7 protein-coding genes are annotated in these 12,353 nt (G+C 59.9%); 1 reads left to right on the top strand and 6 read right to left on the bottom strand.

Annotated elements, in window-relative coordinates:
• Positions 1-20 precede the first annotated feature (20 nt).
• From polA to QZ298_RS05050, 4 genes are all read right to left on the bottom strand, one after another.
• Complete coding sequence (polA, locus tag QZ298_RS05035) at positions 21-2,915, bottom strand: DNA polymerase I (RefSeq protein ID WP_296006111.1); 2,895 nt, start codon at positions 2,913-2,915, stop codon at positions 21-23.
• Positions 2,916-2,975: 60 nt separating this feature from the next.
• A complete protein-coding gene (locus QZ298_RS05040) occupies positions 2,976-3,428 on the bottom strand; it encodes a 6-carboxytetrahydropterin synthase (RefSeq protein ID WP_296006114.1) in 453 nt (150 codons plus the stop codon).
• Positions 3,429-3,535: 107 nt separating this feature from the next.
• On the bottom strand, positions 3,536-5,323 hold the full coding sequence (gene sppA, locus QZ298_RS05045; protein ID WP_296006117.1) for a signal peptide peptidase SppA: 1,788 nt from the start codon (positions 5,321-5,323) through the stop codon (positions 3,536-3,538).
• A 97-nt stretch (positions 5,324-5,420) separates the two neighbouring features.
• Positions 5,421-7,907 (bottom strand): glycoside hydrolase family 95 protein, encoded by a 2,487-nt coding sequence (locus tag QZ298_RS05050; protein ID WP_296006122.1) that lies wholly within the window; start codon positions 7,905-7,907, stop codon positions 5,421-5,423.
• Between the two features lie 203 nt (positions 7,908-8,110).
• Between QZ298_RS05050 and QZ298_RS05055 the strand changes: the two genes are divergently transcribed.
• Entirely contained in the window at positions 8,111-9,208 is a 1,098-nt protein-coding gene (locus QZ298_RS05055) for a glycosyltransferase family 1 protein (RefSeq protein WP_296006126.1), read from the top strand.
• Positions 9,209-9,294: 86 nt separating this feature from the next.
• On the opposite strand, the gene QZ298_RS05060 is transcribed toward QZ298_RS05055, so the two are convergent.
• Positions 9,295-10,422: a glycosyltransferase family 1 protein gene (locus QZ298_RS05060; RefSeq protein WP_296006592.1), complete on the bottom strand. Its 1,128-nt coding sequence runs from the start codon at positions 10,420-10,422 to the stop codon at positions 9,295-9,297.
• On the bottom strand, positions 10,419-11,984 hold the full coding sequence (locus QZ298_RS05065) for an NAD(P)/FAD-dependent oxidoreductase (protein ID WP_296006128.1): 1,566 nt from the start codon (positions 11,982-11,984) through the stop codon (positions 10,419-10,421). Before QZ298_RS05065 ends, QZ298_RS05060 begins: the two co-directional genes overlap by 4 nt.
• Positions 11,985-12,353: the final 369 nt, after the last annotated feature.

Consider the following 12,353-nt stretch of genomic DNA (forward strand, 5'->3'; position numbering starts at 1 on the left):
AAAAGAGGTTGCAATATTGTTCAGTGCGCTTCCAGCCAGTTCCGGCCGATGCCGCAGTCGGCCAGCAGCCGGACTTTGAGCCGAGCCGCGTTTTCCATGCTTTCGGTCACGATCCGCGCTACGGTTTCCTGCTCCGAGCGCAGCGTGTCGACCACCAGTTCGTCGTGTACTTGCAGGATGACCTGCGAGCGGATGTTTTCGACCTTGAAACGGCGATGCACTTCGATCATGGCGATCTTCATGATGTCGGCCGCCGAGCCTTGGATCGGAGCGTTCACAGCATTGCGCTCGGCCAGACCGCGTGCCACGGCGTTGTGCGAGGCGATGTCGTTGAGGTAGCGGCGGCGGCCGAAAATCGTCGTAACGAAGCCTTCTTCCTTGGCTTTTTCGACCACATGATCCATGTATTCCTTTACTTTCGGATACGATGTAAAATAGCCTTCGATAATTTCTTTTGCTTCTTTGCGCGGGATTTCGAGCCGCTGGCTCAGTCCGAATGCCGAGATGCCGTAGATGATGCCGAAGTTGGCCGTTTTGGCCCGGCGGCGTTCTTCGTCCGTCACTTCCGGGAGCGGTTTGTTGAAAAGCCGTGCCGCCGTCGCCGCATGGATGTCTTCGCCGTGTTCGAATGCCGCGATCAATGATTCGTCGCCCGAAAGATGGGCCATCAGGCGTAGTTCCACCTGACTGTAGTCGGCCGACAGCAATACGTGGTCTTCGTCCGTAGGGATGAACGCCTTGCGGATGCGGCGCCCCATTTCCTCGCGCACCGGAATGTTCTGCAAGTTCGGATTGGCCGACGAGAGACGCCCCGTTGCCGTCACGGCTTGATTGAACGAGGTGTGGATGCGTCCTGTCGTCGGGTTGACCAGTTGGGGCAGTGCTTCGACGTAGGTCGACAGCAGTTTCTTCACTCCGCGGTATTCCAGGATCAAATCCACGATCCGGTATTTGTGGGCGAACGACTGGAGATATTCTTCGTCGGTGCAGAATTGTTTCGTTTTCGTCATCTTGGGCTTCTCGGCGATGCGCATCTTGCCGAAAAGCACTTCGCCCAGCTGACGCGCCGAGTTGATGTTGAGCGATGCTTCGCCCGCCTCTGTGCGGATTTCGTTCTCCAGCTCGGCCAGGCGGCGGCTCAATTCCACATCGTATTCCGCCAGCGCTGCGGTGTCGATCCTCACGCCCGCCATTTCGATGTCGGCCAGCACCTCGATCATCGGTTCTTCGATACGGAAATAGAGGTCGCACAGCCCCATCTGCTCCACCATCGGATAGAGTTTTTGTTTGAGTTGCAGCGTCACGTCCGCATCTTCGGCTGCATACTCCTTTACCCGTTCGACGTTTACCAAGTCCATGGTCAGCTGCTTCGAGCCTTTGCCGATGAGGGTTTCGATCTCGATGGGCCGGTACTCCAGATAGCGTTCGGCCAGGGCGTTCATGTTGTGGCGCGATTCGGGATCGAGCAGATAGTGGAGGATCATCGTGTCGTATTTCCGGCCGCGCACCGCGATGCCCAGACGGCGGAGCACCATGTAGTCGAATTTGATGTTCTGCCCGATTTTGGCGATCGCCTCGTTTTCGAAAAGCGGCTTTACGATCGCCGCCAGTTCGGCCGTGTTTTCTTCCCGAAACGGGACGTACCACGCCTCGTGGGGTTTCACGGCCAGCGACAATCCTACGATGCGGTCGTTGAAGATGTTGAATCCCGTAGTCTCCGTGTCGAAGCAGAATTCGGGATAGCGTTCTATTTCGGCTACCGCGTCGCGCAGCTGTCCGGGTGTCTCTACCAGCGTGTAGGTGTGCGGTGTGTCGAAGGCCGTACGGAAAGCCGTTGCGGCAGGAGCGATCGGTTCGGTCTCTGCTCCCGGCTCGGCGGCCGATGTCCCGTCCGCCGGAGTTTCTGCTGCCGGGGCCGCGGGCGGTGCGAATAAATCGCCTTGTCCCGCCAGGGCCGCTTTCTTCGCCGCGGCCGACTTGGCGCGGGCCATTTCGGCCAGTTGGCGCTGTGCCTCCTGGCGCGGAGCGTCGGAGATCGGTTCGGCCGGTGCCAGGTTGTTCAGGTCGTTCAGGAAAAGTTTGAAGTCGAGTTCGGCGAAAAGCGCACGCAGATCGTCGATATGGGGTTCGCAGACCGTGAGGTCTTCTTCGTTGAAGTCGATCGGCACATCCAGGCAGATCGTCGTCAGTTTTTTGGCCAGGCGAAGATTGTCGCTCCAGGCCGCGATCTTTTCGCCTTGCTTGCCCGGAATGCGGTCTGCGTTCTCCAGAATATTTTCCACGGTACCCCATTCCTGCACCAGCTTGCAGGCGATTTTCTCGCCGATGCCCGGCACCCCCGGAATGTTGTCCGAGGCGTCGCCCCACAGCGCCAGAATGTCGCGCACCAGCGTCGGGTCGTCGATGCCGTATTTCTCGCGGATCGCCGCCCGGTCGACGATTTCGATGCCGTCGGTGCCTTTTTGCTTGTATATCTTGCAGTTGTCGCGCACCAGCTGGCCATAGTCCTTGTCGGGCGTTACCATGTAGACGTCGTAGCCTGCGTCGGCGCCTTTCTGCGAGAGGGTGCCGATCACGTCGTCGGCTTCGTAGCCCGCGACTTCCAGAATAGGAATGCACATCGCCTCCAGCGCCCGTTTCACATAGGGCACCGAGAGGATGATGTCTTCGGGCGTTTCGCTACGGTTGGCTTTGTAGTCGGCAAAGATTTCGCGGCGGAAGCTCCCTCCCTTGGGATCGAATGCCACGCCCAGCAGATCGGGCCGTTCGCGTTTCTGGATGTCGCGCAGGAACTTCACGAATCCGAAGATTACCGAAGTGTTCATACCTGTGCGGTTGCGCATCGGGCGCCCCAGAAAGGCGTAGTAATACTTGAACAGCAGCGCATAGGCGTCGACCAGGAAGAGTTTTTTCATAGTGTTTGTGTTGCGTCGGGGACAGAAAGGGATGTGCTTTGCCGGTGTACGGTTTTCGCTCTATTGGTTCTCTTCGGCGAACCATTCCGCATAGGAGGTCGCCGTTTCGTGCAGGCGCAGCGAGTGGAGCGCTACGCCTTCGGGCAGCCGGGCCGCGATGCGCCGGGCGAAGTCGGCCAGCATGTTTTCGCACGTAGGTTGATAGTCGACTTCGACGATGTTGGAGAATTGCTGTGCCAGCATTTTGCGCAAGGCGGCGTTGCCGGGCGTTGCCCGCAGCACCAGGGCGTGGTCGAGCCGCGATACGATTTCTTGGTTCACAATCTGTTTCAATACGCCGAAATCCATTACCATACCGTATTTCGGGTCGTTTTCCGTTTCCGAGGGACGGCCCTTGACCGTCACGAACAGGCGGTAGGAGTGGCCGTGGATTTCGCGGCATGGCCCGTCGTATCCGTTGAGCGCGTGCGCCGCTTCGAACGAGAATTCTTTGGTCAGTCTGATCGTTGCCATATTTTCGCAAAGATAATGGATTTAAAACGAAACCAAGGAATCCGGCGGCAAAAAAAGCGGGACGTCTTCCGAAGAAACCGTCCCGCCGAGCGATACGTCCGCTCCGTTTATCGGAGGTCGACCTGATAGGGCCAGTACATGGCGATGCCTTGTTGGCTCAGTGCTTCGCACATCCGGCGATATTCTGTCGCCAGAGTCTCCGTTGCGGGGTCGCGGAGCGCCGCACGGATCCGAATATTGAGCGAGGCGAGGATCGCCGCCAGCCCCGTCGGTTCGTCGATCGCTTCGACAATGCGGTAGTCGTCGCTTATTGCTGCCTTCTCCGCCGCTATGGCTATGGCCGCATCGAGTCCGCCGTAGCTGTCGATCAGTCCGATGCCGAGCGCATCTTCTCCCGTCCACACCCGGCCTCCGGCGATCTCCAGCACCTGTTCGAGGGGCAGGTTGCGTCCCTCGGCCACATAGGTCGTGAAGGTTTCGTATACTTTGTCTACGCTGCGCATGATCGCTGCGCGTTCCAGCGGCGTGAGGGGAGCCATCGTGCCCATGCCGGCCGAGGCGTTGCTCTTCACGCCGTCGATCGTCACGCCCAGTTTGTTTTTCAGTGCGGCGATCGGGTCGATGTACATGCCGAATACGCCGATCGAGCCGGTCAGCGTCATCTTGTCGGCCACGATCACGTCGGCCGGACAGGAGATGTAATATCCGCCGCTGGCAGCATACGAACCCATCGATACCACCACCGGTTTTTCGGCTTTCAGCAGTTCCATTTCGCGCCAGACGACATCCGAGGCCAGTGCGCTGCCGCCCGGCGAGTTGACGCGCAGCACCACGGCCTTTACCTGGTCGTCTTCGCGCAGGTCGGCCAGTTTTTCGGCCAGCGAGTTGCCGCCCACCGAACCGTTCGACGAGCTGCCGTCCACGATGCCGCCGTCGGCATAGGCTACGGCCACCTGCGGAGCCTTGAACCGCAGGTCGGCCGGCACTTGCGAAGCGTATGCGCCCAGCGAGATATAGTTGTAGCGGCCGTCCGGATCGGCTTCGACGCCCAGCGACGCGAATACGTCGTCCATCTGGTCTTCATAGATCAGGGCGTCGACCAACCCCTTTTCCAGGGCCTCCTCCGGCAGCGTCGCTTCCAGCTTGTCGGCCATGCGGTTCAGCGTTTCGAACGACAGGCCCCGCGAGGCGGCTACATCGGAGGCCAGGGTCTTCCACAGCGAGTTGATGAGTTGCTGCATTTGTTGGCGGTTGGCATCCGACATCTTGTTGAGGATGTAGGGTTCCACCGCGCTTTTGTATTTGCAGGCCGTAGGGCGGAACACTTCGGCTTTCAGATCGAGTTTGTCCATCAGGCCTTTGTAGAACATCATGCGCATCGAGAGTCCCGACCACTCCATGCCGCCCTGGGGTTGCAGGTAGATGCTGTCGGCCGCCGAGGCCAGGTAGTACTGGCCTTGCGTGTAGCTTTCGTTGTAGGCCACTACGAATTTGCCGCTTTGCTTGAAATCCACGATCGCGGCGCGCAGTTCTTCCACGATCGCCGAGCCGGCGATGCCGCCTCCGCCGTTCGGACGCAGGTAGATGCCGGCGATCCGGTCGTCGTTTTTTGCCGCTTCGATGGCGCGCAGGGCCTCCATCAGCGAGAGTTGCGGAGTAGGGCGCATCGACAGCAGGTCGAAGTTGGCCGTCGGGTCGGTCGAAGGGGCGTCGGCGATCCGTTCCGCCAGGTCGATCTTCAGAATCGAGCCGGGGTGGATAGAAACGTTGTTTCCGCCTATCGATGCTGCCATGCCGGCGATCATGCCGATCAGAAAGAGCCAGAAAAAGAGCGAAAGGAACGAGCCTACCAGAAAGGCCAGTACACCCGCCAAAAAGGTTTTGAAGAAATTCATATATTCCGGTTGTTTAGTGTCTGTTCTTTGCAAAGATAATAAAAAAATTTATCGTTTTTCGATATGTTATCCGGTTTGTCGTTCGCGCAGCCGCTTTTTATCGAAGACCGTTTTCGAAACGATAGGTTTTTCCCGGTTCGGTTTCTATGTCATAGACATAGGTTCGTTCTGCACCGGCGACGTCTCGCAGCGCGGTCTGCGTCCGTTCGGAAAATTCGGGCCGGCGGATCGGTTGGGCGTTCAACAGCGGATTGGGGCATTCGGCCGTGCGGGCCGGTTGCAATGGCTTGGCGTTCTGTTCGAGGGGTACCGCCGAGCGGATACGTAGTGTGCCGCCGACCGTCGAGACGATTTTTACCCGCTGGAGCCGCCCTTCGGCCCACTCCAGGTCGTCGATGACGAATCCGCCGCGGCTTCGCAGGCCTGCGACCCGCCCTTGCGGCCAGGCGTCGGGCAGCGCCGGGAGCAGATGCACGGCTCCGTCGTGGCTTTGCACCAGCATTTCGGCGATGCCGGCCGTGCAGCCGAAGTTGCCGTCGATCTGAAAGGGCGGATGGGCATCGAACAGATTGGGGTAGGTGCCGCCGTTCCGACCCCGCGTGTCGGTGGTCGGGCGCAGTTGTTCGGTAATGAGCCGCCAGGCGCGGTTGCCGTCGTGCAGACGTGCCCAGAAGCATACTTTCCAGCCCATCGACCAGCCCGTCGAGTGGTCGCCGCGGCCCTCCAACGTGGTGCGTGCGGCCTGCATGAGCGCCGGGTGGGCATCGGTAATCTGACGGCCCGGATAGAGCCCCCACAGGTGAGAGGTGTGGCGATGGCGGTCGTTGGGGTCGTCCCAGTCTTCGAGCCATTCTTGCAGCTGGCCCCAGCGGCCCGTACGCATGGGGGCCAGGTTGGCGGCCGTCGTGCGCAGGCTGTCCACGAAGCGCGGGTCTTCGCCCAGCGCAGCGGCGGCATCCATCGTGTTGTGCAGCAGGTCGTGGATCATCTGGTTGTCCATCGTGGTGCCGGCCACCACCACGAAATTCCGTTTTCCGTTGACTTTCGGCGCATTTTCCGGCGAGTAGGAGGGGGCTGCCACCAGGCAGCCGTATTTCGGTTCGCGCACCAGGAAGTCGAGGTAGAAGCGGCAGGCATCGCGCATCAGCGGGTAGACCGCGGCCAGGTAGCCGCGGTCGCCCGAAAAGAGGTAGCGATCCCACAGATGTTGGCAGAACCACGCGTTGCACGTGGGCCAGATGCCATATTTCGGGCCGTCGACCGCACCCGTCGCGCACCAGATGTCGGTGTTGTGGTGGAGCGTCCAGCCCCGGCAGCCGTACATGGCGGCTGCGGCGCGTCCTTGTTCCGCCGTGCGCCGGATCAGATCGATGAACGGCTCGTGCATTTCCGGCAGGTTGGTCGACTCGGCCGGCCAGTAGTTCATCTCCACGTTGATGTCGGTCGTATATTTTCCGTCCCAGGGGGCGTGGCGCTTGTGGTTCCAGATGCCTTGCAGGTTGGCCGCCTGGCCGCCCGGCTGCGAACAGCATATGAGCAGGTAGCGCCCGAACTGGAAGTAGAGCGCTGCCAGTTGCGGGTCGGACGCAGCGGCGAATTCGTGCAGACGTACGTCGGTGGGCTTGTCGGCTTGGTCGTTGCGGCCCAGGTCGAGCGATACGCGGTCGAAATAGCACCGGTAAATCGCTTCGTGCTTGCGGAGCGCTTCTTTGTATTTGCTTTCCGCATGGGCCAGATAGGTTTCGGCTTTTCGTGCCGCGTCGCCCGACACGTTTTTGTAGTCGACGAAGTTCGTGCCGATCGAAATGCGGAGGATCGCCTGGTCGGCCCCGCACACCCGTATCGTGCTGTCGGAGAGCACGACGGTTTGGCCGCCTTCTTGTTCGATGCGGGCGATGGCCGTGAAGCGGACTTTGCCTTCGATCCCCTCGTGATCGTCGGCCTTGCCGTCGAGCCGCAGGTCATTGCCGTAGGCCGAACGCTCAATGTTGTGTTCGTAGGGCGTGTCGTAGCGGGCCGTGAAAGTTATGCTGTGTTTCTTCGAGGCGGTCAGCCGTACGATCAGCACCTGGTCGGCCAGCGAGACGAACGCCTCGCGGGTGTAGAGAATGCCGTTGGCTGTGAAGCGCGTCGTCGCCACCGCGCGGGCGATGTCCAGTTCCCGGCGGTAGTCGCCGTACCCTGCGATGTTTTCGAAATCGAGCCGCAGCGACCCCACCGTCTGGTAGGGCATGCCGTTGGCTCCCGAGGGCGAGCAGATCGCCGGGCCGCAGAGACGCTGCGCTTCGAGGTTGCGTCCTTCGAAAAGCAGCCGCCGGATCTCCGGCAGCGCCTCGCGGGCCGCCGGATTGGTGTTGTTGTAGGGCGAGCCGGCCCACACGGTTTCCTCGTTGAGTTGGAACTCTTCGTGCCGCGGGTCGCCGAAGACCATAGCTCCTATGCGGCCGTTGCCCAGGGGCAGCGCCTCCTCCCAGCAGGCCGCAGGTCGGACGTAATGCAGTTTCAGTTCGCCGTCCGCGGCCCCGGCGGCCCGAATTGCAGTCGTCCAGCCCAGCAGGATGAGCAGCAGTCCAAGGTTTTTCATGATCGATAATTTTGAATCGGTTTCTTCGGAGCCGAAGTCGGGTTCCTTTTTGCAAAGATAACGAACACGTTTGTATTTGATCCGGATGCCTTTCGTTTTTTGTTCATTCTTCGATTCGGCGATGATTTTCATCTGTTCGTTGGTTTACATTGGTTTTTATATTTATATTTGTAAAATATAATAGAAAATACCCTTTCTTGGATATGAAGCCTCAGCGCAAGATCGCCGTCGAGTTGCTCGAAATAGGAAACCGCAATGTCGGATTCGGCGAATTCACTTACCAGTTGGGTGCGCATCTCGCCGCCCGTGCCGCTGCCTTGCGCCAGGAGCATGGCATCGATTTTTATTTCATCGTGCCGCGGGGTTTCAAGGGGTGTTTCGGGCCGGATGTGAGTTATATCCAGACATTCCGTCCGATCCGCAAGTTGTTGCGTTTTTATCCTGAACGCATGGATCTGTTCCATGTCACGCATCAGTTTTCGCGCATCAAGTACATGTTTTTTGCGCGGCGCAATTTGTTGACTATCCACGACATCAACTTCTTCTATGAAAAGAGCGCCTGCAAGCTGCCCCGCTACGTTCGCGCTTTCCGCTTGCGGCTGGCCCATGCGGACGACTTGGTTTATATTTCGCAGTTCGCTCGTGCCGACGTGGGGAAGCATTTCGCTCCGAAACAGCCCGATCGGGTAATCTACAATGGTGTGGCCGACTTCTCCCGGAATGCCTCCGCCTCGGTCGATCTGTCGTCGTTCGGTCTGCCGGAGCATTTTCTGTTGCACATTTCGAGTTTGCAGCCCAAGAAGAACGTACATCTGCTTGTCGAGATGATGGCTTCGCTGCCCGAAGAAAATTTGGTCATCGTCGGCAACTGGCACTCCGGTTACGGCCGGCGGCTCCGCGAACGGATCGACCGCGAGGGGCTGAAGAATATCTTTCCGCTCGACCATGTGACCGATGCCGAGAAATTCGCCCTTTACGAGCGTTGCAAAGGATTCTGCTTCCCGTCGTTGTGCGAGGGTTTCGGCTTGCCGCCCGTCGAGGCCATGAAAGCCGGCAAACCGGTCTTTCTCTCCACGCTCACGTCGCTGCCCGAGGTGGGCGGCGATTGCGCCTGTTATTATTCCGAGTTGACGCCCGCAGCGATGGCTTCCGCGACCCGCCGGGGGCTGGACGACTTCGCCGCCGATCCGGTGCAGGCGTCCGAACGCATCCGGGGTTGGGCCGGCCGTTTCAATTGGGAGAAGTGTGCCGACGAATATATCGCCTGCTATTTGGATTTGCTGGACAAAAATAACGGATAAGGAAACCGAGCGCCCGATTTAAGAAGAAACACCCCTCGCTGCAAGAGCCATGCAGCGAGGGGTGTTTCTTTGTTTCGGATGTTTTTTCATTCGGTCGTTCTGCGGTATACTTCCATCAGGTCGGCCGTCAGTTTTTCCGGTTCGAAGCGCATCGCATAGGCGCGGCCCCGTTCGATCATGCGGCGGCGCAGCGCCTCGTCGGAGCGTATCTCCGCGATCTTGTCGGCCAGTGCCTGCGGATCATCCGGATCGACGTATGCCGCATCCGGCCCGCCCGCTTCTTCCAGACACGATCCCGTAGCGCCGATGGTCGGCACGCCGCAGCACGCCGCCTCGATCATCGGAATGCCGAAGCCCTCGAACCGCGACGGATAGACGAAGAGGTCGGCCATGCGGTAGAAGGCGGGCAGTTCGGCGAACTCCACCCGGTCGAAGATGTGCAGCCGCGGCGTCAGTCCGTTCTGTGCCGCATATCTTTCGACTTCAGTCGTGTAGGGTGTCCGTTTGCCGATGGCGACGATGTGGACGGGTTCCGCCGTCCGGGCTGCCGCCTGCACCAGCAGCAGCAAGTTTTTCCGTCGTTCGATGCTGCCGACATAGAGGATATAGCGTTCCGGAAGGTTGTATTTCTCGCGTACGGCACGTTGCGTCTCCTCCGCGACTTCGCGCTTGAAACTCTCGTCGCAGCCTTGATACACTACGTCGATCTTTTCGGGCGCGATGCCGAAGTATGCAACGATGTCGCGTTTGGTCGCCTCGCTGATGGCAATGATCCGGTCGGCTTGCTGACATGCTTTGCGGTATTTGTAGGTGTAGATCTTGCGGTCGATCCATTTGTAGTAGGAGGGGAAGCGCAGGAAGATCAGGTCGTGGATCGTCACGACCGAGCGGACGCCCGACTTGCGCAGTCCGAACGGCAGTTCTGCGGCCAGGCCGTGGAATAGCGAGACTTCGGCCGGCAGTTCGTGCCGGATATCGAACGTGCGCCACCAGGCTTTGCCGATTCCTTTGCGCTGCCGCTGCGGGTAGCGGAACTCGATCTGCGGCATTTGCGGCAGCCGGCGGCGCAGGTCGTCGCGCCCCGGGTCGGGCGAGTAGAGCAGGTAGCGGTTTGCAGGGGCGAAGCGGGCCAGTGCTTCGATCATCATGCGGCCGTAGTTGCCCAGACCTGTTGCGTTGTGCGTGATGCGTTTGGCATCGTAGGCGATCGTCATCGGTTCCATCTGTCGATATGGTTGCGGACGGCTTCGGCGATGCGTTCGCCGTCGAGTGCCGCCGAAATGATTCCTCCCGCATATCCGGCGCCTTCGCCCGTAGGGAAAAGGCCCGCCGTCGCGGGGTGCATGAGCGTCGTCGGGTCGCGCGGGATACGCACGGGCGACGAGGTGCGCGACTCGACTCCGGCCACGATGGCCTCGTTGGTCACGAAGCCCCGCATCCGACGTCCGAACGTCGCGATACCGGCCCGCAGATTCTCTGCGATGAACCGCGGCATCCATTCATCGAGCCGCGAGGGGACGAGTCCCGGGATGTAGGATGTCGTCGGAAGTGTGGCGCTGGCCCGGCCGGCCACGAAGTCGGCCACGCGCTGTGCCGGTGCGATCTGCCGGTCGCCGCCATATTTACGGGCTTGTTCTTCGAACTGCTGCTGGAACTTCAGCCCGGCCAGTTCGCCCCATTCGGTTCGCAGGTGCTCGAAGTCGGCGAGCCGCACCTCCGTCACGATGCCCGAATTGGCATAGGGCGACGTGCGGCCGCTGGGCGACATGCCGTTGACCACCGACTGGGATGCGTCGGTCATCGCCGGCACGATGAAGCCGCCCGGACACATGCAGAACGAGTAGACGCCGCGGCCGTTCTCCTGGCTCACGAGCGAATAGGCCGCGGCCGGAAGATAGTCGCCGCGTCGGTCGCAATGGTATTGGATCGAGTCGATCAATGCTTGGGGGTGTTCGATCCGCACGCCCATGGCGAAAGGTTTGGCTTCGATGTGCACGCCTCGGCGGTGTAGCAGCTCATAGATGTCGTGCGCCGAATGGCCCGTGGCCAGCACCACGGCGGCTCCGTCGATCGTTTCGTCGCCGCACTGCACGCCGCAGATGCGTCCGTTCTTGATCGTCAGGTCGGTAACGCGGCGCCCGAAGAGTACTGCGCCCCCGGAATCGACGATCGTGCGGCGGATGTTGCGGATGATGTCGGGCAACTTGTCGGTACCGATGTGAGGATGGGCTTCGTAGAGGATTTCGGGTGTAGCGCCGTGGAAGACAAGTGTTTGCAGCGCCTTGTTGTAGTCGCCGCGTTTTTTGCTGCGGGTAAAGAGCTTGCCGTCCGAAAAGGTGCCGGCGCCGCCTTCGCCGAAAGCGTAGTTCGAGTCGGGGTCGACGGCTCCGTTGCGGTTGATCTGCGCGATGTCGACCTTGCGGGCCGCGACGTCGCGGCCGCGCTCCACAAGGATGGGCCGCAGTCCGAGTTCGATGAGCCGCAGGGCGGCGAATAACCCGGCCGGGCCGGAACCCACGATCACGACCTCCGTGCGACCGGCTACCGAGGGGTAGTCGAAGTGCACGGGTGCCGGCTGCGGTTCGTTGTCGACATAGATTTCGAGCGTCAGATTGACTTTTGGGGCACCCCGTCGTGCATCGATCGATCGTTTGACGACCCGGGTCAGCGCGATGTCGCGCTCGGCTACGCCCATGCGCCGTGCCGCCTGCGGAACGTAGCGTTTCGCGTCGGCGGCTGCTTCGGGCGAGAGTACAAGAGTTATGCGTTGAGGCATGGGAAAGTTGTCGATTGGGTCGGGGTAAAAGTCGTTGACATGCTTCCGGATGTGCCTGCACCTTCAAGATGCGGCCCGACAAAGATACGAATAAGTTGAGTGCAATGCCAAATTTATTTGAGCATTGCCGAAACGAAATATCTTACAATGCTAAATATACGAAAAGCCGGGCGCAGAAGCAAACGAAATTTGATATCCGTTGCGACGGAGCATGGGGTAAAGGTGCATGTTGAAATCGGATGCCGCTGCAAACGTCGGTGGGGTTTTCGACGCTCCTTGGGATTTTGTGTGTTGTCCGGACGCATTTCCGGAGTCGTCGTTCTGTTTTTTTTCTTGTGTAAAATTTAATCGTTTAAGTAGTCAACTTGT

The organism is uncultured Alistipes sp., assembly GCF_910580175.1.
Classification (GTDB): Bacteria; Bacteroidota; Bacteroidia; order Bacteroidales; family Rikenellaceae; genus Alistipes.

Bases quoted from the DNA above. Each gene is read 5' to 3' on its own strand.
- QZ298_RS05055 (WP_296006126.1), top strand. From the start codon at position 8,111: ATGAAGCCTCAGCGCAAGATCGCCGTCGAGTTGCTCGAAATAGGAAAC.
- QZ298_RS05050 (WP_296006122.1), bottom strand. From the start codon at position 7,907: ATGAAAAACCTTGGACTGCTGCTCATCCTGCTGGGCTGGACGACTGCA.
- QZ298_RS05060 (WP_296006592.1), bottom strand. From the start codon at position 10,422: ATGACGATCGCCTACGATGCCAAACGCATCACGCACAACGCAACAGGT.
- QZ298_RS05065 (WP_296006128.1), bottom strand. From the start codon at position 11,984: ATGCCTCAACGCATAACTCTTGTACTCTCGCCCGAAGCAGCCGCCGAC.
- polA (WP_296006111.1), bottom strand. From the start codon at position 2,915: ATGAAAAAACTCTTCCTGGTCGACGCCTATGCGCTGCTGTTCAAGTAT.
- QZ298_RS05040 (WP_296006114.1), bottom strand. From the start codon at position 3,428: ATGGCAACGATCAGACTGACCAAAGAATTCTCGTTCGAAGCGGCGCAC.
- sppA (WP_296006117.1), bottom strand. From the start codon at position 5,323: ATGAATTTCTTCAAAACCTTTTTGGCGGGTGTACTGGCCTTTCTGGTA.